Origin of the sequence: Pseudomonas sp. KU26590 (assembly GCF_026153515.1) — a bacterium.
In the GTDB taxonomy this organism is placed as follows: Bacteria; Pseudomonadota; Gammaproteobacteria; order Pseudomonadales; family Pseudomonadaceae; genus Aquipseudomonas.
Genome location: NZ_CP110644.1, coordinates 102,534 through 123,822 on the forward strand (window position 1 = coordinate 102,534; position 21,289 = coordinate 123,822).

Genomic DNA, 21,289 nt, shown 5'->3' on the forward strand with positions numbered 1-21,289 from the left:
GTGCTAGAGGCAATTAGAGGTACTTGGCGAAAATCGAATCGACCACGCGTTCTTTGCGCAGTTTATCCAGCGCACCCTGCAGCCGCTGGACCACTGCGTCCGGGGTGTCTTTGTTCAATGCCAGGAACAGCTCGGCGCTGTTAAAACGCAGCACGGTTTTCAATCCCGTGATGCCTTCCTGGCGCGCCAGGAACCGCCCTGCCGGATCGCCGGTGGCCCATAAATCGAGCTGACCGTCGACCAGCTTCCTGGCGTTGTCCTTGTCGCTGAGCACCGTGATCGGCTTCATGCCCTGACGCGCAAGCTCCACCGCAATGGCGTCGCCCTTGTAGGCGCCGATTCGGTAAGACCGCGCGGCCTCAAGCGTGCTCAACTGGATGGGGCTGTCAGCGCGCGCCAGCAGAATCCAGTCGTCCGGGCCGATCGGTCCGACCCACTTGAAGAGCTTTTCGCGCTCAGGCAATCGCGCGGTCACGAACACGCCGTAGCCGGGATTTTCCATCGCCAGTTTGTAGATGCGGTCCCAGGGGAAGCGCAGGGTCATGCTGTAGCCGATACCGGCGCGCTTGAAAGTCTCGCGCACCACCTCGACGGCGATGCCCTTGATATTGGCTTCCTGGGCGAAATTCTTGCCGTCGGTGGCCATGTTGTAAGGGGGGAAGTTTTCGGTCAGCAGCACCATTGAATAGGCCGACGTATCGTCGGCCCGGACGGCTCCTGACAGCAATGTCGCGACGCTGACCAGTGCGAGAAAAACACCTTTGAACATATCCCTGGCACCCGATCCTGACGACGGCATGAGAGTGCCGCTAACGCTCTGCAAAGTCCAGTTCGGCGGCGGGCATGGTCGTTTTCAACGCAGGTTGCTGCGACGCGCCGGATCCTCTCGTCGCAACGCGAACACCGCCCCTGTGGGAGTGAGCTTGCTCACGAAGGCTCAGCCGCTGGAGATTCAGTGGCGGAGCGGCCGGAGGCTTAGCGAACCACGATCCCTTGCGCCGCCATGTACGCTTTGGCCTCGGGCACGGTGTATTCGCCGAAGTGGAAAATACTCGCCGCCAGCACCGCGCTGGCGTGGCCTTCCAGCACGCCGGCAGCAAGATGCTCAAGATTGCCGACGCCGCCCGAGGCGATCACCGGGATGCCGAGGGCATCGCTGATCGCGCGGGTGACACCCAGGTCGAAGCCGTTCTTCATGCCGTCCTGGTCCATGCTGGTCAGCAAGATTTCGCCGGCACCGAGCTCTTCCATCTTTTTGGCCCACATCACCGCGTCCAGGCCGGTCGGCTTGCGACCGCCATGGGTGAAGATTTCCCAGCGTGGGGTTTCGCCGGGCAGCGAGACTTTCTTGGCATCGATGGCCACGACGATGCACTGCGCGCCGAAGCGGGCAGCGGCTTCACCGACGAACTCGGGGTTGAACACCGCTGCGGTGTTGATCGATACCTTGTCCGCACCGGCGTTGAGCAAATTGCGGATGTCCTGCACCGTGCGCACGCCGCCACCCACGGTCAGCGGGATGAACACCTGACTGGCCATGCGCTCGACGGTGTGCAGCGTGGTGTCGCGGCCATCGACGCTGGCCGTGATGTCGAGGAAGGTAATTTCGTCGGCGCCCTGCTCGTCATAACGACGGGCGATTTCCACCGGATCACCGGCGTCGCGGATGTTCTCGAACTTCACGCCCTTGACCACGCGGCCGTTGTCGACGTCGAGGCAAGGGATGATGCGTTTGGCGAGGGCCATGAGGGTCAATCTCCGAAATATTGTCCACCTGTAGGAGCGCGCTTGCCCGCGATTGCGTCGGCAGACCCTCTATTTAGAGCGCCTGACACACCGCCATCGCGGGCAAGCGCGCTCCTACAAGTCAGACCGAGTACTGATCACAAAACGCCTGGGCCTCAGCCACATCCAGCGTGCCTTCATAGATCGCACGGCCGGTGATTGCACCGATGATGCCGGGTGCTTTTGCGTCGAGCAGCGCCTTGATGTCGCCCAGGTTGTGAATGCCACCCGAGGCGATTACCGGAATGCGGGTCGCGGCGGCCAGCGCGGCGGTGAACGGGACGTTGCAGCCCTGCATCATGCCGTCTTTGGCGATGTCGGTATAAACGATGGCGGAGACGCCGTCGGCTTCAAAGCGCTTGGCCAGATCGATCACCTGCACGGTGCTGACTTCAGCCCAGCCGTCGGTGGCGACGAAGCCGTCTTTGGCATCCAGACCCACAATCACTTTGCCCGGGAACGCGCGGCAGGCTTCGGCAACGAAGTCAGGGTCCTTGACCGCCTTGGTGCCAATGATCACGTAACTCACGCCGGCTTTGACGTAGTGCTCGATGGTTTCCAGCGAGCGGATACCGCCGCCGATCTGGATGGGCAGGTTTGGGTAACGACGTGCAATCGCCGTCACGACGTCACCATTGACCGGCTGACCCTCGAACGCGCCATTCAGATCGACCAGGTGCAAACGGCGGCAACCGCCTTCGACCCATTTGGCAGCCATGCTCACCGGATCATCGGAGAACACCGTGGAATCTTCCATCCGACCCTGGCGCAGGCGTACACAGGCGCCGTCTTTGAGGTCGATCGCGGGAATAATGAGCATTCTTTTTCCTTCGTCAAAAGAGCTGCGAGCCGCGAGCTATAAGCTGCAAGTCTGCGCATCTAACAATTCTTGCAGCTTGAAACTTGCCGCTTCTAGCTGCTCTTCTCCAACGCCCACAGATCGCTCTCGATGCTTTCGAAACGCTCCTTGAGGTGCGTCTGAACATCGAAGATCGCCCGGTTGTAGTAATGCGGCGCGATCTCGCGGGTGAACAATTCCAGAATTTCAGCCGCTTCGAACGAACCCAGGTCCAGCTCGAAACGGTCTTCCATGAACCGCTTGATCGTGTGACATGCCTCGCTCTCCTGCTCGGGAGTGAGGGTCAGGATCGGCGGCTTGGTTTTCTTGCTCATAACCTGCGGCCGTCCCACGCCGCGAAGTTCTGCAGCAACTGCAGGCCGTGGGTGTGGCTCTTCTCGGGGTGGAATTGCACGGCGAAGCGCGAGCCGTCGGCCAATGCGGCGGCGAAGTCATGACCGTAGTGGCCACGACCGACGATCTGCTGCGGGTTCGGCGATTCGATGTAGTAGCTGTGTACGAAATAGAACCGCGCCATGTCCGGAATGTTGGCCCACAACGGGTGATCCACGGCCTGCGCCACTTCATTCCAGCCCATGTGCGGGACTTTCAGATGCTCGCCGTCTTCGTGAAGATCCTTGCCGAAGAAGCGCACCTGACCGGGCAATACGCCGATGCAATCGACGCCACCGCTCTCTTCGCTGCGCTCCATCAGCGCCTGCATGCCCACGCAGATTCCGAGAAACGGACGGTCCTGACTGACTTCACGCACCAGGGTATCGAAGCCCAGGCGACGAATTTCCGCCATGCAGTCGCGAATCGCACCGACACCGGGGAACACGACACGATCAGCCTCACGTATCACGTCGGCATCGCTGGTGATCAGCACGCGACCGGCGCCGACGTGCTCCAGCGCCTTGGCCACTGAGTGCAGATTGCCCATGCCATAGTCGATAACGGCAACGGTCTGCATTACAGCACGCCTTTGGTCGACGGCATCTGGCCAGCCATGCGGTCGTCAAGCTCTACCGCCATGCGCAACGCACGGCCGAACGCCTTGAAGACGGTTTCGATCTGGTGGTGGGTGTTGTGGCCGCGCAGGTTGTCGATGTGCAGCGTGACGTTGGCGTGGTTGACGAAGCCCTGGAAGAACTCCTGGAACAGGTCCACATCAAAGCCGCCGACGGTGGCGCGGGTGTACGGGACGTGCATTTGCAGGCCAGGCCGACCGGAGAAGTCGATGACCACGCGTGACAGCGCTTCATCCAGCGGGACGTAGGCGTGGCCGTAGCGACGGATGCCCTTTTTGTCGCCGATGGCTTTGCTGAACGCCTGACCCAGCGTGATGCCGACATCTTCCACGGTGTGGTGATCGTCGATATGCAGGTCGCCTTTGCATTCAATATCCAGATCGATAAGCCCGTGACGGGCGATCTGGTCGAGCATGTGTTCAAGAAAAGGGACGCCGATATCGAATCGGCCCTTTCCGGTGCCATCCAGGTTGATCGAGGCTTTGATCTGGGTTTCCAGAGTGTCGCGCTCGACGAACACCATACGTTCGGCCATCACCAGCTCCGCTAAATCATTGGGCGAAAAGGCGGCCATTATAGGCGTGTGGCGGGGAAACAGAAACATGAAGCGAGCAATGCCGGACCGGGGGGAATGGCACTGACGGGGATGTACATGTCTGTACAAATGGACTGTAGGAGCCGGCTTGCTGGCGAACGCGGTGCGTCAGCTCAATACTTTGCCTGACGCATCAAGGTTCGCCAGCAAGCTGGCTCCTACAGGGTGCGGGGTCAGCCTGAAATCTTCAGGCCAACTCCGCGAGGGTTTTAGTGAAACAACACCGCAGTTTTCTGCAGAGTGATCCACACGCCCCATGCCAACGGAATGCCCACTGCCAGCCAGGCCAGAATCGCCAGTGGCTTGGTGCTCGGATCAGCTTTCCATTCCAGCGAAGTGCTGTGATCGGCGCCGGCATCGTGACCGAAGGCTTGCTCAGCCTTCAATTGCTCGTCGGTCATGAAGTACTTGTCGGCTACCGGACGCACCAGCAGGTTGCAGATGAAGCCCAACACCAGCAGACCCGCGAGGATGTACAAGGTGATGTCGTAGGCGTCGGCCCGTGCAACGCCGTGGCTCAACTGATACTCACGCAGGTAGTTCACCAGCACCGGACCCAGCACGCCAGCGGCAGCCCATGCGGTCAGCAGACGACCGTGGATCGCGCCTACCATCTGCGTACCGAACAGGTCAGCAAGGTAAGCCGGAACGGTCGCGAAACCGCCGCCGTACATCGACAGCACGACGCAGAACGCCGCCACGAACAGCGCAACGCTGCCCAAGTGACCCAGGGTCGGTACCGACGCGTAGAGCAAGAAGCCCAGCGCGAAGAACACGAAGTAGGTGGCTTTACGGCCGATGTAGTCCGAGAACGATGCCCAGAAGAAACGTCCGCCGATGTTGAACAGGCTCAGCAGACCGGTGAAGCCCGCCGCGATGGCCGCGATGGCCGCCAGTTGCGAGGCATCCAACTGCCCGAAAGGCTGATCGTTGCCCAGCAGTTTGCCGCCGAACACTTCCTGCAGCAGGGGCGAAGCCATGCCGAGGATGCCGATGCCTGCCGAAACGTTCAGGCACAGCACCAGCCAGACCAGACGGAACTGCGGGGTCTTCCACGCAACACTCACATGCACGTGACGGTTGGTGATCATCGCGCTGTTGGCTTTCTTCGCAGGAGCGGTCCAGCCTTCAGGTTTCCAGCCGGTCGGCGGAACGCGATAGGACAGTGCACCGCCGATCATGAAGACGAAGTAAATCACCGCCATCACCGCGAAGCTCTGCCAGACACCGACGCTGTCAGGCGTGGCGAAGTGGCTCATCAGTGCGGTTGCCAGCGGAGCGCCAACCATCGCGCCACCGCCGAAACCCATGATCGCCATGCCGGTCGCCATGCCGCGTTTGTCCGGGAACCATTTGATCAGCGTCGAGACCGGCGAGATATAGCCCAGGCCCAGACCGATACCGCCGATCACGCCCGAGCCGATCCACATCAGCCAGATCTGGTGCGTATAAACGCCGAGCGCCGAGATCAGCAGACCGCCACACCAGCACAGCGCCGATACGACACCTGCCTTGCGTGGGCCTGCGTGTTCCAGCCAGCCGCCCCAGATGGCTGCCGAGCAACCCAGGAAAATGAAGAACAGGGTGTAGATCCAGCCGAGCATGGAGATCGGCCAATCACAGCTGGACGAAAAGACTTGCTCGAAGAAACTCATGTCTGCCGGGCAGGCGAGAGCAGTCTTGATGCCGATTGCCTTGGACAACGGCAGCCAGAACACCGAGAAGCCGTAGGCCATGCCGATACACAAGTGGATTGCCAATGCAGCTGGCGGAACCAGCCAACGGTTGAAACCGCGTTTGGCGATAATGCGCTCTTTGGACAAGAACGCAGGCTGAGCGGCGGTACCGCCCAGAGCAGTGCTCGTAGTCATCTTATTGTTGCCCCCAATTTATAGTTTTATCCCGCAAGAACAGCGATATAGCTCCGCCACCACTCTTAAAGCACGCAGGCCTTGGTGGTTTATCGGCAGAACATCTCTTTACGTGACAATTCGACGCAGCAAAGCTGGTGAACAGCGCGAGATTACCATTTGCGAGTAAAAAGAAAGCATTCTGCTACTACCTTTTTAGCGCCGTCTGTCACTGTGCAGGGCGCCGCCCATTTGATCGGCGGCGTCTGTGGCGATCCAAAACCCGGTGCTTGCGTGAGAACGCTATACTCGCGGGCTAAATTTTGAACGACTCGACACAAGGACTCGCCCATGAAAGCGTTCGGCAAAATCCTGGGGCTCACCCTTCTCGGGCTGTTGCTGATCATCGTGGCTCTTGGCTTTGCCCTGACCCACTTTTTTGATCCCAACGATTACAAAGACGAGATTCGAAAACTGGTTCGCGATCGCGCCCATGTCGAGTTGACGCTCAATGGCGATATCGGCTGGAGCCTGTTTCCGTGGCTGGGCCTGGAGCTGCACGACGCCAGCGTGGCCACCTTGAGCGAGCCGTCCAAACCCTTCGCCGACCTGCAGATGCTCGGGCTGTCAGTACGCGTGCTGCCGCTGTTGCGCAAGGAAGTGCAGATGAGCGACGTGCGCGTCGAGGGCCTGAACCTGACGCTGACCCGTGACGAAAACGGCCACGGCAACTGGGAGGACATCGGCAAAGTGCCCGCCACTGCGGCCACTCCTGCCCAGCCACCCGCTACACCGCCTTCGCCAGCCGATACCGCATCCGCCAAGCCCGATAAGCAATGGCAGCCGCTCAAGCTGGACATCGACAGCCTGACCGTGAACAACGCGCGCATCGATTTCAACGATATTCCCAAGGCCCGGCAGTTCAGCGCCGAGAGCATTCAGCTGAGCACCGGACCGATCCACAACGCGACCGACATCCCGCTGAAACTGACCGCGTTCCTCAGCACCAATCAACCCGTCGTGCGCACCAAAACCGAACTGACCGGCAAGCTGCGTTTTGATCGCGTGCTCAAGCGTTACCAGCTCGACGACATGCGTTTCTCGGGTGATGTGACGGGCGATCCACTTCAGGGCAAGACGCTGACGTTCTCGGCCCAGGGCCAATTGCTGGCAGACATGTCCGCCAACGTCGCCGAATGGACCAATCTGAAGCTGTCAGCCAATCAACTGCGCGCCATCGGCGAACTGCATGTACGTGATCTGGACAAGACGCCGCAGCTCACGGGCGGCATTTCGATTGCCCAGTTCAACCTGCGCGACTTCCTCGACAACATCGGTCAGCCCGCGCCAACCCTTGGCGATGGCAGCCTGAACAAACTGGAACTGGTCACCCGCATCGCAGCGACGCCCAATAGCGTCTCGCTGGATGACCTGACGGTGAAACTCGACGACAGCACCATCACCGGCCACGTCGCCGTTGAAGACTTCGCCAAACAGTCCCTGCGTCTTCAACTCAAGGCCGATACGTTCAACGCTGACCGCTATCGCATGCCAGAGAGTGAACAATCCAAGGGCGCAGGCGCGGCTCGCAGAGCCGAAGTTCAGGGTGCCGAGGCCGAAGCGATGGTGGCGTCGGGCACCTCGCCGCTGCCGAACCAGCCGACCCAAGGCGCCTGGAGCGACGCGAAGCTGCTGCCCCTTGAGCGCTTGCGCAAACTGGATGTCGATGCCGATCTGAGCTTCGGCAAGCTGACCCTGGAGAAGCTACCGATCCAGAACGCGGCGCTGAAAACGTCGGCGCTTGACGGCGTGATCACGGTTAACAGCCTGCGCGGCGATTTGTACAACGGTAATTTCGAGGTCAAAGGCAATCTCGATGCGCGGCCCGAAGTGCCGTTGGCCAGCGTGCAGACGCATATTGCCAAGGTGCCGGTGGAGCATTTCATCCAGAGCCAGGGCACCACGCCGCCTCTGCGCGGCCTGCTCAACCTCACCAGCGACGTGACCGCCAAGGGCAACAGCGAGAAGGCGCTGGTCGAAAGCCTCAACGGTACCGCCAGCTTTGCACTGAACGACGGTGTGCTGGTCAATGCCAACCTCGAACAACAACTTTGCCGGGGCATCTCGACGCTCAATCGCAAAAGCCTGAGTGGTGAGCCACGCGGCAAGGACACGCCCTTCCAGCAGTTGAATGGCAATCTGGTGTTCCGCAACGGCGTGGCCAGCAACCCGGACCTGAAAGTCCGCACGCCGGGCCTGACCATCAACGGCGATGGCGACATCGACTTGCGCGTCATGGGCATGAACTACCGCGTCGGCGTGATCATCGAAGGCGACAAGAGCGACATGCCGGACCCCGCCTGCGAGGTGAACCCGCGTTTTGTCGGCATCGAATGGCCGGTGCTCTGCCGTGGCCCGCTGGAAATGGGCGCCAAGGCCTGCCGTCTGGATAACGACGGCCTGGGCAAGGTCGCCGCGAAACTGGCAGGCGACCGGATTGGCGACAAGATCGATGAAAAGCTGGGGGACAAGGTGAGTCCCGAGCTCAAGGATGCGATCAAGGGATTGTTCAAGCGTTAACCCCACTCAACAGGCGCTGCAGAACGAACTGTAGGAGCGACCGGGGTGGCGCTCCACCTTGCCCGCGAATGCGTCAGGTCAGAAACCATTGTGGTGGCTGACACAACGCACTCGCGGGCAAGCGTTAATCCAGACATGGCGATGCAACCCGACTCTCTCTTATCACCGGAACCCTTGATGCAACCCGAGCAATTCTCCTCCGCCGTTCTCGACTGGTACGACCGCCACGGCCGTCATGATCTCCCCTGGCAACACGACATCACCCCTTACCGCGTGTGGGTGTCGGAAATCATGCTGCAGCAAACCCAGGTCAGCACGGTGCTGGGCTATTTCGATAAATTCATGGAAGCGCTGCCCAGCGTGCAGGCTCTGGCCGAAGCGCCGGAAGATGAGGTCCTGCATCTGTGGACCGGGCTGGGTTACTACACCCGCGCGCGCAACCTGCAGAAAGCCGCGAAAATCGTGGTGGCCGAGCACGGTGGTGAATTCCCCCGCGACGTGGAAAAGCTAGTTGAGCTACCGGGCATCGGCCTCTCGACGGCAGGCGCGATTGCCAGCATCAGCATGGGGCTGCGCGCGCCGATCCTCGATGGCAACGTCAAGCGTGTACTCGCCCGCTTCACTGCGCAGGAGGGCTACCCCGGCGAGCCCAAGGTGGCGAAGCAGATGTGGGCCACGGCCGAGCGCTACACGCCGCAAAGCCGAGTCAATCACTACACCCAGGCGATGATGGATCTGGGCGCCACGCTCTGCACCCGGACCAAACCCAGCTGCCTGCTCTGCCCCCTTGAGCGCGGCTGCGAAGCGCACATGCTCAGTCAGGAAACCCGCTATCCCATCCCGAAACCGCGCAAGGTCGTGCCGCAAAGACGCACCTTGATGCCCCTCTTCGCCAACCACGAAGGCGCGATTCTGCTGTATCGCCGCCCTTCGACCGGGCTGTGGGGCGGGCTGTGGAGCTTGCCGGAACTGGACGACTTCAACGACATGCAGCATCTGGCCAACCAGCACGCTCTTGAGATGGGCGAGCACCAAGCCTTGCCGGGCCTGATTCACACGTTCAGCCACTTTCAGCTGACCATCGAACCGTGGCTGGTCCGGGTCCGCGCGTCCGCCCATCACGTGGCCGAGGACGACTGGCTCTGGTATAACCTCGCCACCCCGCCGCGCCTGGGCCTTGCCGCCCCGGTGAAGAAACTGCTGAAAAACGCAGCCGACGTATTGAATGCAGGAGAGTCCTCATGACCCGCACCGTGATGTGCCGCAAATACAAAGAAGAATTGCCTGGCCTGGACCGTCCGCCGTATCCGGGCGCCAAAGGTGAAGACATCTACAACCATGTCTCGCTGAAAGCCTGGGGCGACTGGCAGAAACACCAGACCCTGCTGATCAACGAGCGCCGCCTGAACATGATGAACGCCGAAGATCGCAAATTCCTGCAGACCGAGATGGACAAATACCTGTCCGGCGAGGAATACGCCAAGGCCGACGGCTACGTTCCACCTGCCGAATAACCCTTCTCAGACCGTGTTCGTCGTAAGCGGAGGAAATAATTCAGATTTTTTTAGACACCCTGCTTGACGACCTCCTGAAAAACACGTTTAATGCGCCCCGTTGCCCAGATAGCTCAGTCGGTAGAGCAGGGGATTGAAAATCCCCGTGTCGGCGGTTCGATTCCGTCTCTGGGCACCACCTTTCGTTTTCAGGTGATGCCAAGCACACCTGAAAACACACAAGAAGCCCGCCTCGTGCGGGCTTTTTGCTTTTCACGGTTCCCCACCGTTTCCTTGTAAGCCCGGATAGATGTGAATAGATTTGTGAGCTCAGAGCCGGATCTGCGTGAAAACGCCCAGGTGGTGGCCGACGTTTCCGACAAACGCCTGCGTCGTCGCTCAAATCGCTTGATTGGAGGTATGGGAACAGATCGCCGGGCTATCAATCATGCTTATTTTTCTTGTGCCCATGTCGCTTGCCGTTAGATCGATTTTTGCCGCCGTCATCTGCCAGGTTGCTACCCACTGCACCTCCGGCAGCGCCGCCTAAGCCGGCACCTATGGTTGACCCTGTTGAGCCACCCAACTGGTTACCAATGACAGACCCACCCGCTGATCCCAGCCCCCCGCCGATAGCCGCTTCGGTCTTGCTTCCCCTTTTGGCGCCTAAAGCTCCGCCAGCGGCTCCACCTACACCAGCACCAACCGCGGCGCCGGTGCTTCCACCCATTTGCTGTCCAATGACATTCCCGAGCGCACCGCCTATGCCTCCGCCCACTGCAGATGTTCCATCCCCAGCCGCCAGCGCGCATTGAGCGCCAAGCATTCCTAAAAGCAGTACCGGTATAGTTATTCGCATGGATTCAATCTCAAGTGGGTGAAGTAGTCCCTCGGAGGAACATCGAGCAGGACTAAAACGGCGGTGCTGGACTGGGCTAGGGAGATTCAACTCAGAGTATGTCCAACGGGAAGCTCATACCCATACATCGGCTGCTGTGGGTAAATCTTGATAGGGTAGAACTACTGGCGGGTGGCCGGCGCCAGGATGGGGAGCCACACGGAGTTCCTATTCGCCACGCACCGGCTTTTTTACAATTTTCCCGTGAGCGCTCACCCAAGATCAGTTGAACGAGACCCTGATCAACCTCAGAATGCATTTTTTTCAACAACCACGGACAGGGGAGGCGTGCATGAAGACTATCGATACGTTCAGCCGCCTCATTGGAGTCGGCGTATATACCCCCTCAGAAGCTGGCCTCTACACGGGCATCCCCGCCAAGGATATTCGCAGATGGCTGTTCGGCTATAAGGCGGATGGTGTGGAGCATTACGGTCTGTGGCTTCCTGAAATGGGTATCGGCGACGACAAGCTGCTTGGCTTCCACGACCTGCTCGAGATCAGATTTGTCCATGCCTTTCGAAAGCACGGCGTGAGCCTTCAATCTATTCGCGCAGCATCCAGGCAAGCCAAGGAAATTTTTGACCAGCACTATCCGTTCACATGCAGAAGATTCCAGACTGACGGCAGGAGCATATTCGCCACCGTCTTTGACGAGACTGGCGACGAGGCGATCCTGGATCTGGCGAAACGTCAGTACGCATTCAGGCAAGTCATCGCGCCTGCGCTGTATGAAGGCATTGACTATACGGGTGAGGGAAAGGCGCAGCGTTGGTATCCAGTCAAGCGCAGCAAGGCAATCGTGCTGGACCCGAACCGCAACTTCGGAAAACCGGTTCTCTCTTCCACTGGTGTCGATACAGCGTCGATTTACCACGCTTATCTGGCTGAAGGCCAGGACGCAAAACGTGTGTCTGTGATTTTCGAAATTCCGACCGCGGCAGTGGACGCTGCGGTGACCTTTGAGCATAGGATCGCTGCTTGAATTTTCTGATCGATAACAATCTTCCACCGTCCATTGCCAGAGCCTTGCACGAGCTATGCAGCGGCGAAGGCCATGTCGTAGTCCCGCTTAGGGACAGGTTCCCAGCGGACACAAGTGACATCCACTGGATTACCGACCTCACTGCCGAAGGCGGGTGGGCTGTGGTGTCACAAGACAAGTTTTCCAAGGGAAACGCCGAGCGGCAGGCCTTCAGGGAGTGCGGCCTGCCGGTCTTCTGTCTTGCCAAGCAATGGGGCCAGACAACCTACTGGAGTAAGGCTGAAAATCTTGTCCGATGGTGGCCTGCCATCATTCGGCAGGCGGAACTGATATCGGGCGGTGCGGCATTCAAGGTGGTCTGGAGATTTTCAGCGCCCGGGAAGTTTGAGCAATTAAAAATGTAGTCCCGCGTTAGGCTTACGATTACGTCTCTGGGCACCATAAATACCGAAAAACCCCTGCATCGAAAGATTCAGGGGTTTTTTATTGGGCGCGATTTATTAACATCGTTGACCCAAGCCGACCAAGGAGTCCGTGATGGCATCTGTCAGCAAGCAACAGAAACGCGCCAAGCGCGCCAAGACCAAAGCCAAGGCGCAGCGTGTCGCCCGCCAGCATCCGCAGACCGTCAGCCCGATCGTGCCGGATTACTTCATGCCTGATTTCTTCTCGGACGACGAAGTAGCGCTCCTGGACGACGACACCCTGCTAGAGAATTTCGTAGAGCCCGACTTCCTTGAAACCATGGACGAAGAAGCGCGGGAGGCGATGGCGGCGGTGATCAGGGGCGAGGACATCGAGATGTCGCTCACTGAAGACGAAATGCTGCTGATGGAGGTTTACCAGTCCCCTGCGCCAGAGCCGTCTCAGGAGCAACGCCTCGCGCATTACGAAGTGCTCAAGCGTGCCGAGGAGCAAGGGTTCCTGGACTTGCTCGATGCCTTCGCCAGAGGTCCCATAGCTGCCCACGCTTTCTACGACATCAACTTCGACGACTACCTCGATGTCCTGGTGAACACGCTTGGCGCCTACTGGATGTGGGCCCACGGAATGGACGAGGCGGCCGTTCGTGCGCGCATCCACGATGATGATTTCTACGAGGCCTTCCGTGCGGTTCTCGACGAGATCGAGATGGAGTCCACACTGGAGATGCTGGGGGTCGACCGCAACAAGCACGACGAACCGGCTCAAGACTGAATACAATACGCGCCCGATGATCCTGGGCCATGCGAATGGCTGCACCGCACAAGGAACCGCCGTCATGGCCTCCCCCGACAAACAGCAAAAACGCGCCCAGCGTGCAAAGGCCAAAGCCAAGCAGAACCGTTCAGGCAAGGCCCGGCCGAGCGTCATTCACCCGGTGCTCAACCATGCCTTCGTCAACGAGCCTTTCGATGACGTCGAGATCGACCTGAGCACGTTCGATTTCAAAGACATCGAAGAAAACGGCTTCGATCCGGCGGATTTCGACGACCTGTTCGAAGCAATGAAGCAGGCCGAAGCGATAAGCCTGCTGGCGCTGTGCGTGGTCTTCCTGCAGTACCCGGTGCTGGAGTTGGTGATTGCCGAAGAAGACGAAGAGCCGGCGACCGATTTCATGATGGGCCTGCTGATCACCTACCGCGGGCTCTTCCATGAAGAAGACGAAGACTCGGCCGTTGAATGGATCGGCAGCGACGCCTTTCAGACCGCCTACAACGAAGCGTCCGTGATCCTGCAGAAAAAGAACGCACAAGGTGCAGGCGGGCGTTCTTAAAACGTTTTTTGATTTACATGACCCCCGTCAAAACGGTAGCTTTGCGCCATTACGAGAATGCAACTCCTTCTCAACTAAAGGCTGGCCGTTTTGACACTCCCAAACACTCCTTTGCCTGAACCGGCTTCAGGCGAAACGAGCGCTTATTCCCGAACCCGAATTTTCCTGCATTGGCTGTCCGCCGCCGTCATCCTGTGGGCGACGTTCAGCGGCTTCGGCGTGGCATTGCTCGATGAGAGCGACCCATTTCGGCAGTGGGTCGAGTCGTTCAATCCCCAACTGACCAGCCTGTTCATTCCGTTCTTCGTCTGGCGTTTGTGGCTGGCGGTCAAAGCCCCTGCGCGGCACTCCGCTAAAAACGCTCAGGCGCGACTGGCGAGCGCTGCACACAAGGCGATCTATGGGGCAGTGGCCGGCGTTTTGATTACCGGGGTGCTGATGATGAGCCACCCTGTCATGCTCCTGGCGCTGGTGCCGCTGCCACAGCTCATTCACTCGAAGATCGCGCTGCTGGAGCTGCATCAGGTGCATCACGTCCTGTGCGCGGCGCTGGCAGGGTTGGTGGCGCTGCACCTGGCGGCGGTGGTGCTGCACCAAGTGCGTGGCAAGTCGGTGTTAGGAAGAATGCGCAGAACAGTGTAGGAGCGCGCTTGCCCGCGATGACTTATCCAAATTCAATAGAGATGGGCCTGCGAGGCCACTATCGCGAGCAATCCCCGCGCTCCTCAGGACCCAATCATCAGCACAAAAAAAGCCGCCATCATCCCTGATAGCGGCTTCTCGAAAGCGGTCGTTTACAACCGACTCACTCCCCCATCAGTTCATCACAACCTTGCCTGCCTTCCCCGCCTTGCGACGGCTCGAAACGAGCAGGCCTGCTGCCACGACCATCAGGCTCAACAGCCCGGTGGCAATGATCTCCATGCGGTGGCCTTCCTGGAACAGCATGATGGTCAGCACGGCGACGATAAACACGATCACCGCCCAGGTCAGGCCAGGGAACAGCCACATGCGGAAGTCGATGGCCTGGCCTGCTGCTTCACGCTTGCGGCGCATACGCAGTTGGGACACGGCGATTACCAGATACACCAGCAGCGCGATGGCGCCCGAGCTAGCCAGCAGGAAGTCAAACACCGCCGCAGGTGCGACGTAGTTGGCGAACACGGCGGCAAACGCAGCGCCGGTCGACAGCAGGACCGCCCAGTAAGGCGTGCCGGCTTTGGTGGTGCGCTGGGAAACAGCAGGCGCGTCGCCACGTTTGCCGAGGGAAAAGAGCATGCGTGAAGCCGTGTACAGCGCCGAGTTCAGGCAGCTGGTCACTGCGACCAGCACGACGATGTCGACGATCAGCTTGGCGTTCGGAATGCCCATCAGATCGAGCACGGTCTGGTACGAACCCACTTCAGCCAGACGGCTGTCGTTCCAAGGCACCAGCGCGACGACGAGGAAGATCGAGAGCAGATAGAACAGGCAGATCCGCCAGATCACCGAGTTGGTGGCCTTGGTGATTTGTTGGCCGGGATTCTTGGATTCTGCCGCCGCGATGGTGACGATTTCAGTCCCCATGAACGAGAACATGGTGGTCAGCATCGCTGCGAGCACCGCGCCCATGCCGTTAGGCAGGAAACCCTGTGTGTCGTACAAGTGACTGACGCCACTGACCTGGCTATTCGGCAGCAGACCCAACACCGCCGCAATGCCCAGCAGCACGAAACCAATGATCGCGATGACCTTGATCAGGGCGAACCAGAACTCGAACTCTCCGTAGTTCTTCACGCTGAACAGGTTGGTCGCGGTGAGCAGCAGGGTGATCACCAGCGTGAACGCCCAGATCGCCACGTTCGGAAACCACGCGTGCAGAATCGTCGCGGCGGCATTGGCTTCCAGTGGAATGACCAACACCCAGAACCACCAGTACAACCAGCCGATGGTGAAGCCGGCCCAGTGCCCGATCGCACGGTCGGCGTAAGTCGAGAAAGAACCGGTGTCCGGCGAAGCGACGGCCATTTCCGCCAGCATGCGCATCACCAGCACCACCAGCGTACCGGCGGCGCCGTAGGCCAGAAGTACGGCCGGCCCGGCTTCGGCAATCGCGTGGCCGGAGCCAACGAAGAGGCCGGCGCCGATTACGCCCGCGATCGAGAGCATGGTGATGTGGCGCGGCTTGAGCCCTTGTTCAAGGTTTGAAGCGTTGGGTGTACTGCTCATGAAACCCACCTTAGAAGGATTTTTGTACGGATCAGGACGCGTGGCGGCTCTTCGTAAAGAGAACACAACAGCTCTGTTATTTATTTTTTACGCAAGAATTACGCCAAGATGTTTCAAATACGACGTCGCAGCGGGATACGCCCGCTCCAGACGATTTCCGCAAGTCCATGAATGCAATAGCAATTCGCCAGTCGTGTAGGAAACGTTACCGAGCGCAACAGGAGTGAGACGATTGGCCGCACCGAAAATACACACTCACGACGAAATGGCACCAAATAAGCGCACAAGAATGCCTGCCGATCGCGCTCGTGGCCGAAACACCCTTCCCCACGGCGGGTAAAGCTGGCACCATCGCGCCCTTTTTGCGCAACGGCATTCTACGCCGGCGCCCATCAAGCTCATCCCATTAAGGCTTCGCGCAGCACGCCTGTTGCGACCGCCAGGCGTCATCCAACTGGCCAACCCGATGAGCCCACCGAACACACGAGGACTGAACATGGCCGAGGCCACGCCCGCCCTGGAAATCCGCAATCTGCACAAGCGCTATGGCGAACTCGACGTGCTCAAGGGCATTTCGCTGAGTGCCCGCGATGGCGATGTGATCTCGATTCTGGGTTCCTCCGGCTCAGGCAAGTCGACGCTGCTGCGCTGCATCAATTTGCTGGAGAACCCACATCAGGGGCAGATTCTAGTCGCCGGCGAAGAACTCAAGCTGAAAGCTACCCGCAAGGGTGAACTGATCGCCGCCGACAACCGTCAGATCAACCGCCTGCGCAGCGAGATCGGCTTTGTCTTTCAGAATTTCAATCTCTGGCCGCACATGACCGTCCTCGATAACATCACCGAGGCGCCGCGCCGAGTGCTGGGGCAGAGCAAAGCTGAAGCCACCGAAGTCGCCGAAGCGTTGCTGGCCAAAGTGGGAATCGCCGACAAACGTCATGCCTATCCTGCACAGTTGTCGGGCGGTCAGCAGCAACGTGCCGCCATTGCGCGCACGCTGGCGATGCAGCCCAAGGTCATTCTGTTCGATGAGCCTACATCTGCCCTCGATCCCGAGATGGTGCAGGAAGTGCTTAGTGTTATTCGTGGCCTGGCCGAAGAAGGCCGGACCATGCTGATGGTGACCCACGAAATGAATTTCGCCCGCCAGGTGTCCAGCGAAGTAATCTTCCTGCACCAAGGGCTGATAGAAGAACAAGGATCGCCAGACCAGGTCTTCGATGACCCACGGTCGGCGCGCTGCAAACAATTCATGTCCAGCAATCGCTAACGGAGCAACATCGATGCAGACCCTGAGAAACATTCTGTTGGCCGCTGCCGCCACCCTGGCCATGGCCTCCAGCGCCTTTGCTGCCGACACCCTGAAAATGGGCATCGAGGGCGCCTACCCGCCGTTCAACAACAAGGACGCCAGCGGTCAGGTGGTGGGCTTTGATGTGGAGATTGGCAACGCACTGTGCGCCAAGATGAAAGTGACCTGCGAAACCGTCACGTCCGATTGGGACGGCATCATTCCGGCGCTGAACGCGCAGAAGTTCGATTTCCTGATTTCTTCGATGTCGATCACCGAAGAACGCATGCAGGCCGTGGATTTCACCATTCCGTACTACTCCAACAAGCTGCAGTTCGTCGCGCCAAAAACCACGAACCTGAGCGGCGACCTGGCCGCCATCAAGGAAACGCTGAAGGGCAAGACCATCGGTGCCCAACGCGCGACCCTGTCCGGCTCGTGGCTGGAAGACAACTGGGGCGACGACGTGACCGTCAAGCTGTACGACTCCCAGGAAAACGCCTTTCTCGACCTGGCGTCGGGCCGCCTCGACGCAGTGCTCGGCGACAAATACGCCAGCTACGAGTGGCTGAAAGGCAAGGAAGGCCAGAGCTTCGAGTTCAAAGGTGATGCGCTGCCGGTTGACGACAAGATCGGCATCGCGGTGCGTAAAGACGACCCGCTGCGCGACAAGCTGAGCGAAGCGCTGAAAGAAATCATCGCCGACGGCACCTATAAGAAGATCAACGACAAGTATTTCCCGTTCAGCATCCTCTGACCTGCCTGACCATCGCCGCCGTTTGCTCGCGCAGACGGCGGCGTCTGCCCTCTAGACAAACAACGCCATGAACTTCGATCTCTATGGATTCGGCCCGGCCCTGGCCGCCGGCATGCTGATGACCCTTCAACTTGCGCTGTCGGCCCTCTGCCTGGGGCTGGTCCTCGGCCTGCACGGGGCGCTGGCGAAGACCTCGCCAAATCGTGCCTTGCAGTGGCTCGGCGGCACCTACTCCACGCTGGTGCGCGGCATCCCCGAATTGCTGTGGGTGTTGCTGATCTACTTCGGCACGGTCAGCTCGATGCGGGCGATCGGCAAGCTGTTCGACATTCCGAACCTGTCGCTGAGTGCTTTCGCGGCTGGCGTTATCGCGTTGGGCCTGTGCTTCGGCGCCTACGCAACCGAAGTGTTTCGGGGCGCCATACTGTCGATCCCGAAAGGCCATCGCGAGGCGGGGCTCGCGCTGGGCATGTCGCGCTCGCGCATCTTCTTCAAACTGGTGATGCCGCAGATGTGGCGCATTGCGCTGCCGGGGCTCGGCAACCTGTTCATGATCCTGATGAAGGACACCGCGCTGGTTTCGGTCATTGGCCTTGAGGAAGTCATGCGCCACGCGCAGATCGCGGTCACGTCCACCAAGCAGCCCTTCACCTTCTATATGGTCGCGGCGCTGATGTACCTGTGCATGACCGCGGTGTCGATGATCGGCCTGGCATGGCTGGAGAAACGCGCTTCGGTGGGTTTTGTGAGGAGCGCGTCATGAGTTGGGAATTCGTCCTCAAATGGCTGCCGAAACTGCTGCACGGCGCCACCGTGACGCTGGAGCTGGTCGCCGTCGCGGTGATTGCCGGCCTCATTCTCGCCATACCGCTGGGCATCGCTCGCGCCTCGCGTAACGCCTATGTCCGGGCGCTGCCCTACGCTTACATCTTCTTCTTTCGTGGCACGCCGCTGCTGGTGCAGCTGTTTCTGGTCTATTACGGCCTGGCGCAATTCGACGTCGTCACCAAAGGCCCCTTGTGGCCTTACCTGCGCGACCCGTTCTTCTGCGCGGCGCTGACCATGACGCTGCACACCACCGCCTACATCGCGGAGATCCTGCGCGGCGCCATTCAGGCCGTGCCGCCCGGCGAAATCGAAGCGGCTCGCGCACTGGGCATGTCCAGAGGCAAAGCGCTGCTGTACATCATCCTGCCCCGCGCCGCACGCATCGGCCTGACGGCGTACAGCAACGAAGTCATTCTGATGCTCAAGGCCAGCGCGCTGGCGAGCACCGTGACCCTGCTCGACATCACCGGCATGGCCCGCACCATCAACGCGCGGACCTACATGCCGGAGCAGACTTTCCTCATCGCCGGGTTAATCTATCTGGTGATGTCGTTCGTGCTGGTGCAAGGCTTCAAACTGCTGGAGCGCTATTTGCGGGTGGACGCCAGCCAAGGGCGGTGAGGCTACTGCGCATTCCCGCAGAGAATACGGTCCCTGTAGGAGTGAGCTTGCTCGCGAAAGCGGCACTTCAACCGCCAAAGATCGCCATGGCTGAAGAGCGCCCCCTGCCCCTGATTCACCGTATGCTGCACGGCACAGCTCAACTGCCAGAACCCAATGCCACTCACACCTGCGCAACTCCAATCCCGATTCGCCGCGCTCGATGTCTTCCTCCTAGAGCATCAGGCACTGTGGCGCCCGCGCCCCTTCACCCATCGCCACCTGCCGTGGGAATCGCAGCACCCGGAGCTGGCGAGCTGGCTGCGACAACGTTCGCTCGAAAAGGCGGAAGCTGCGCACAACCATCCCGAACAGCTCGATGCGCCACAGCCGTTTACGCAGCTAGCCTTACAGTCGAAGGCATTAAGCGAGATCGACCCGCTGCCACCCATGAGCCTGGAGACTGTGTCAGCGCGCATGAGCGTCGACGTACCCGGCCGCAAGTGGCAGCAGATCGAAGCCTTCGCCAGCCGCTTGACCTTTCAGCGACAGCCAACCCACTGGCTGGACTGGTGCTCGGGCAAAGGCCATCTCGGTCGACGCCTCGCCCATGGCGGCCAAGCGCTCACCTGCCTGGAATACGATGCGCAACTGGTGGAAGCAGGACGGCAACTCAGCGAAAAACTGGGCATCCACGCGAACCATCTGCATCAAGACGTCATGGCCGACGATGCAGCCGGGCGCCTCGAAGCGCATCACACACCCGTCGCCCTCCACGCCTGCGGCGACCTTCATGTGCGCCTCATGCATCTGGCCAGCGACGCCCACTGCCAACAACTGGCCATCGCGCCCTGCTGCTACAACCGCATCACCGGCGAGCACTACCGCCCGATATCCCGGCAGGGCAAAGCGTCCACGCTCACGCTCTCCATCGATGACCTCGGCCTGCCCCTAACCGAAACCGTCACCGCTGGCGCCCGCGTGCGCCGCCAGCGCGACACCTCCATGGCCAGACGCCTCGGATTCGACCTGCTGCAGCGACAGCTACGCGGCGTCGACGACTACCTGCCAACGCCGTCGCTGCCCAGCGCCTGGCTCGACAAACCATTCGCCGACTACTGCCGCGACCTCGCCGAACTCAAGCAACTCCCCTCCCCCGGCATTCAGGACTGGACCGCCCTTGAAGCAGCGGGTTGGGCGCGTCTGGCCGAAGTGCGCAACCTCGAACTGCTGCGCAACCTCTTCCGCCGGCCGCTGGAAATTTGGCTCATCCTCGACCGCGCGCTTTATCTGACTGAGTGCTGGTACGACGTGCACATCGGCACCTTCTGCGACAGCAAAGTCACTCCGCGCAATCTGCTCATTCTTGCAGAGCGACTGTGAGCGTTTTTTGACGCGGGCACCTGTGGATAACTCTGTTGATGAAATTCCAGCGAACGCCCGGAAATCCTGCTTTGGAGGGGATGTAACCATTTGTTCATTTTTTAGGCAGCACAAAATTGGCGCTAAAACAGTAGCTTGCGAACGATTGAGAATGGTTCCTGAATCTGACCGATCGTCGCCTTAGGTTTGTGCGGATTGTGAATAACGGTAATCACCTTCGGGCATAAGGGCGGCGAAAAAACTGAAATTAGGGCTTTACTCGCCAGATCAAATCCCTATAATCAGCGCCCACAACGCCGGTATAGCTCAGTTGGTAGAGCAACTGACTTGTAATCAGTAGGTCCCGGGTTCGACTCCTGGTGCCGGCACCATACAAGGTTTCTGAGAAGGCTATTAACGTCTCTGAAACTT

The 21,289-nt window shown here is 59.8% G+C and carries 22 protein-coding genes and 2 tRNA genes; 15 read left to right on the forward strand and 9 right to left on the reverse strand.

Annotated elements, in window-relative coordinates; genetic code table 11:
- Positions 1-13: 13 nt before the first annotated feature.
- The 7 genes from OKW98_RS00425 to OKW98_RS00455 all read right to left on the reverse strand — a co-directional run bounded on the left by OKW98_RS00425 (position 14) and on the right by OKW98_RS00455 (position 6,120).
- Entirely contained in the window at positions 14-769 is a 756-nt protein-coding gene (locus OKW98_RS00425) for a substrate-binding periplasmic protein (protein ID WP_265387524.1), read from the reverse strand.
- A gap of 206 nt (positions 770-975) precedes the next feature.
- Positions 976-1,746: an imidazole glycerol phosphate synthase subunit HisF gene (hisF, locus tag OKW98_RS00430; RefSeq protein WP_265387525.1), complete on the reverse strand. Its 771-nt coding sequence runs from the start codon at positions 1,744-1,746 to the stop codon at positions 976-978.
- 121 nt (positions 1,747-1,867) lie between these two features.
- Entirely contained in the window at positions 1,868-2,605 is a 738-nt protein-coding gene (hisA, locus tag OKW98_RS00435) for a 1-(5-phosphoribosyl)-5-[(5-phosphoribosylamino)methylideneamino]imidazole-4-carboxamide isomerase (RefSeq protein ID WP_237253314.1), read from the reverse strand.
- A gap of 92 nt (positions 2,606-2,697) precedes the next feature.
- Positions 2,698-2,958, reverse strand: a complete 261-nt coding sequence (locus tag OKW98_RS00440; RefSeq protein WP_037016295.1) for a DUF2164 domain-containing protein — start codon at positions 2,956-2,958, stop codon at positions 2,698-2,700.
- On the reverse strand, positions 2,955-3,596 hold the full coding sequence (gene hisH, locus OKW98_RS00445) for an imidazole glycerol phosphate synthase subunit HisH (protein ID WP_265387526.1): 642 nt from the start codon (positions 3,594-3,596) through the stop codon (positions 2,955-2,957). The genes OKW98_RS00440 and hisH overlap by 4 nt, the downstream gene beginning before the upstream one ends.
- On the reverse strand, positions 3,596-4,189 hold the full coding sequence (gene hisB / locus OKW98_RS00450) for an imidazoleglycerol-phosphate dehydratase HisB (protein WP_265387527.1): 594 nt from the start codon (positions 4,187-4,189) through the stop codon (positions 3,596-3,598). The genes hisH and hisB overlap by 1 nt, the downstream gene beginning before the upstream one ends.
- Positions 4,190-4,458: 269 nt before the next feature.
- Positions 4,459-6,120 carry an OFA family MFS transporter gene (locus OKW98_RS00455; RefSeq protein ID WP_265387528.1) on the reverse strand — a complete coding sequence of 554 codons (1,662 nt, stop codon included), beginning with the start codon at positions 6,118-6,120 and terminating at the stop codon, positions 4,459-4,461.
- A gap of 330 nt (positions 6,121-6,450) precedes the next feature.
- Between OKW98_RS00455 and OKW98_RS00460 the strand changes: the two genes are divergently transcribed.
- From OKW98_RS00460 to OKW98_RS00475, 4 genes are all read left to right on the forward strand, one after another.
- Entirely contained in the window at positions 6,451-8,679 is a 2,229-nt protein-coding gene (locus OKW98_RS00460; protein ID WP_265387529.1) for an AsmA family protein, read from the forward strand.
- Between the two features lie 177 nt (positions 8,680-8,856).
- Positions 8,857-9,924 carry an A/G-specific adenine glycosylase gene (mutY, locus tag OKW98_RS00465; protein WP_265387530.1) on the forward strand — a complete coding sequence of 356 codons (1,068 nt, stop codon included), beginning with the start codon at positions 8,857-8,859 and terminating at the stop codon, positions 9,922-9,924.
- Complete coding sequence (locus OKW98_RS00470; RefSeq protein WP_265387531.1) at positions 9,921-10,193, forward strand: oxidative damage protection protein; 273 nt, start codon at positions 9,921-9,923, stop codon at positions 10,191-10,193. The genes mutY and OKW98_RS00470 overlap by 4 nt, the downstream gene beginning before the upstream one ends.
- A gap of 102 nt (positions 10,194-10,295) precedes the next feature.
- A tRNA-Phe gene (locus tag OKW98_RS00475) sits at positions 10,296-10,371 on the forward strand.
- Between the two features lie 243 nt (positions 10,372-10,614).
- On the opposite strand, the gene OKW98_RS00480 is transcribed toward OKW98_RS00475, so the two are convergent.
- Positions 10,615-11,031, reverse strand: a complete 417-nt coding sequence (locus OKW98_RS00480; protein WP_265387532.1) for a glycine zipper domain-containing protein — start codon at positions 11,029-11,031, stop codon at positions 10,615-10,617.
- Between the two features lie 436 nt (positions 11,032-11,467).
- Here OKW98_RS00480 and OKW98_RS00485 point away from each other — a divergent pair, with 436 nt between their 5' ends.
- From OKW98_RS00485 to OKW98_RS00505, 5 genes are all read left to right on the forward strand, one after another.
- Positions 11,468-12,055 (forward strand): DUF433 domain-containing protein, encoded by a 588-nt coding sequence (locus OKW98_RS00485; protein WP_265389858.1) that lies wholly within the window; start codon positions 11,468-11,470, stop codon positions 12,053-12,055.
- Positions 12,052-12,459, forward strand: coding sequence for a hypothetical protein (locus OKW98_RS00490; protein WP_265387533.1), 408 nt, complete (start codon positions 12,052-12,054; stop codon positions 12,457-12,459). The genes OKW98_RS00485 and OKW98_RS00490 overlap by 4 nt, the downstream gene beginning before the upstream one ends.
- 133 nt (positions 12,460-12,592) lie before the next feature.
- Positions 12,593-13,252 (forward strand): hypothetical protein, encoded by a 660-nt coding sequence (locus tag OKW98_RS00495; protein ID WP_265387534.1) that lies wholly within the window; start codon positions 12,593-12,595, stop codon positions 13,250-13,252.
- A gap of 64 nt (positions 13,253-13,316) precedes the next feature.
- Positions 13,317-13,811, forward strand: coding sequence for a hypothetical protein (locus tag OKW98_RS00500; protein WP_265387535.1), 495 nt, complete (start codon positions 13,317-13,319; stop codon positions 13,809-13,811).
- A gap of 90 nt (positions 13,812-13,901) precedes the next feature.
- Positions 13,902-14,453 carry a cytochrome b gene (locus tag OKW98_RS00505; RefSeq protein WP_265387536.1) on the forward strand — a complete coding sequence of 184 codons (552 nt, stop codon included), beginning with the start codon at positions 13,902-13,904 and terminating at the stop codon, positions 14,451-14,453.
- 174 nt (positions 14,454-14,627) lie between these two features.
- Here the strand turns inward: OKW98_RS00505 and gabP are convergent, their stop codons facing one another.
- Positions 14,628-16,019 (reverse strand): GABA permease, encoded by a 1,392-nt coding sequence (gene gabP / locus OKW98_RS00510; protein WP_265387537.1) that lies wholly within the window; start codon positions 16,017-16,019, stop codon positions 14,628-14,630.
- Positions 16,020-16,515: 496 nt separating this feature from the next.
- Here gabP and OKW98_RS00515 point away from each other — a divergent pair, with 496 nt between their 5' ends.
- The 6 genes from OKW98_RS00515 to OKW98_RS00540 all read left to right on the forward strand — a co-directional run bounded on the left by OKW98_RS00515 (position 16,516) and on the right by OKW98_RS00540 (position 21,249).
- Positions 16,516-17,289, forward strand: coding sequence for an ABC transporter ATP-binding protein (locus OKW98_RS00515; protein ID WP_065987398.1), 774 nt, complete (start codon positions 16,516-16,518; stop codon positions 17,287-17,289).
- Between the two features lie 13 nt (positions 17,290-17,302).
- The gene (locus tag OKW98_RS00520; RefSeq protein WP_265387538.1) at positions 17,303-18,067 is read left to right on the forward strand and encodes an ABC transporter substrate-binding protein; all 765 of its coding nucleotides are present in this window, start codon (positions 17,303-17,305) and stop codon (positions 18,065-18,067) included.
- 67 nt (positions 18,068-18,134) lie between these two features.
- On the forward strand, positions 18,135-18,830 hold the full coding sequence (locus OKW98_RS00525) for an ABC transporter permease (protein WP_265387539.1): 696 nt from the start codon (positions 18,135-18,137) through the stop codon (positions 18,828-18,830).
- On the forward strand, positions 18,827-19,516 hold the full coding sequence (locus tag OKW98_RS00530; RefSeq protein WP_265387540.1) for an ABC transporter permease: 690 nt from the start codon (positions 18,827-18,829) through the stop codon (positions 19,514-19,516). Before OKW98_RS00525 ends, OKW98_RS00530 begins: the two co-directional genes overlap by 4 nt.
- A 156-nt stretch (positions 19,517-19,672) precedes the next feature.
- Positions 19,673-20,878, forward strand: coding sequence for a methyltransferase (locus OKW98_RS00535; RefSeq protein WP_265387541.1), 1,206 nt, complete (start codon positions 19,673-19,675; stop codon positions 20,876-20,878).
- Between the two features lie 295 nt (positions 20,879-21,173).
- Positions 21,174-21,249 (forward strand) — tRNA-Thr (locus tag OKW98_RS00540).
- Positions 21,250-21,289 lie beyond the last annotated feature (40 nt).

What these genes read in the sequence shown, in the direction of transcription:
- hisB (WP_265387527.1), bottom strand. Translation starts at nt 4,189, where the DNA reads ATGGCCGAACGTATGGTGTTCGTCGAGCGCGACACTCTGGAAACCCAG.
- hisH (WP_265387526.1), bottom strand. Translation starts at nt 3,596, where the DNA reads ATGCAGACCGTTGCCGTTATCGACTATGGCATGGGCAATCTGCACTCA.
- OKW98_RS00455 (WP_265387528.1), bottom strand. Translation starts at nt 6,120, where the DNA reads ATGACTACGAGCACTGCTCTGGGCGGTACCGCCGCTCAGCCTGCGTTC.
- OKW98_RS00470 (WP_265387531.1), top strand. Translation starts at nt 9,921, where the DNA reads ATGACCCGCACCGTGATGTGCCGCAAATACAAAGAAGAATTGCCTGGC.
- OKW98_RS00520 (WP_265387538.1), top strand. Translation starts at nt 17,303, where the DNA reads ATGCAGACCCTGAGAAACATTCTGTTGGCCGCTGCCGCCACCCTGGCC.
- OKW98_RS00515 (WP_065987398.1), top strand. Translation starts at nt 16,516, where the DNA reads ATGGCCGAGGCCACGCCCGCCCTGGAAATCCGCAATCTGCACAAGCGC.
- mutY (WP_265387530.1), top strand. Translation starts at nt 8,857, where the DNA reads ATGCAACCCGAGCAATTCTCCTCCGCCGTTCTCGACTGGTACGACCGC.
- gabP (WP_265387537.1), bottom strand. Translation starts at nt 16,019, where the DNA reads ATGAGCAGTACACCCAACGCTTCAAACCTTGAACAAGGGCTCAAGCCG.
- OKW98_RS00495 (WP_265387534.1), top strand. Translation starts at nt 12,593, where the DNA reads ATGGCATCTGTCAGCAAGCAACAGAAACGCGCCAAGCGCGCCAAGACC.
- OKW98_RS00460 (WP_265387529.1), top strand. Translation starts at nt 6,451, where the DNA reads ATGAAAGCGTTCGGCAAAATCCTGGGGCTCACCCTTCTCGGGCTGTTG.
- OKW98_RS00500 (WP_265387535.1), top strand. Translation starts at nt 13,317, where the DNA reads ATGGCCTCCCCCGACAAACAGCAAAAACGCGCCCAGCGTGCAAAGGCC.
- OKW98_RS00530 (WP_265387540.1), top strand. Translation starts at nt 18,827, where the DNA reads ATGAGTTGGGAATTCGTCCTCAAATGGCTGCCGAAACTGCTGCACGGC.
- OKW98_RS00525 (WP_265387539.1), top strand. Translation starts at nt 18,135, where the DNA reads ATGAACTTCGATCTCTATGGATTCGGCCCGGCCCTGGCCGCCGGCATG.
- hisA (WP_237253314.1), bottom strand. Translation starts at nt 2,605, where the DNA reads ATGCTCATTATTCCCGCGATCGACCTCAAAGACGGCGCCTGTGTACGC.
- OKW98_RS00440 (WP_037016295.1), bottom strand. Translation starts at nt 2,958, where the DNA reads ATGAGCAAGAAAACCAAGCCGCCGATCCTGACCCTCACTCCCGAGCAG.
- OKW98_RS00535 (WP_265387541.1), top strand. Translation starts at nt 19,673, where the DNA reads ATGCCACTCACACCTGCGCAACTCCAATCCCGATTCGCCGCGCTCGAT.
- OKW98_RS00480 (WP_265387532.1), bottom strand. Translation starts at nt 11,031, where the DNA reads ATGCGAATAACTATACCGGTACTGCTTTTAGGAATGCTTGGCGCTCAA.
- hisF (WP_265387525.1), bottom strand. Translation starts at nt 1,746, where the DNA reads ATGGCCCTCGCCAAACGCATCATCCCTTGCCTCGACGTCGACAACGGC.
- OKW98_RS00425 (WP_265387524.1), bottom strand. Translation starts at nt 769, where the DNA reads ATGTTCAAAGGTGTTTTTCTCGCACTGGTCAGCGTCGCGACATTGCTG.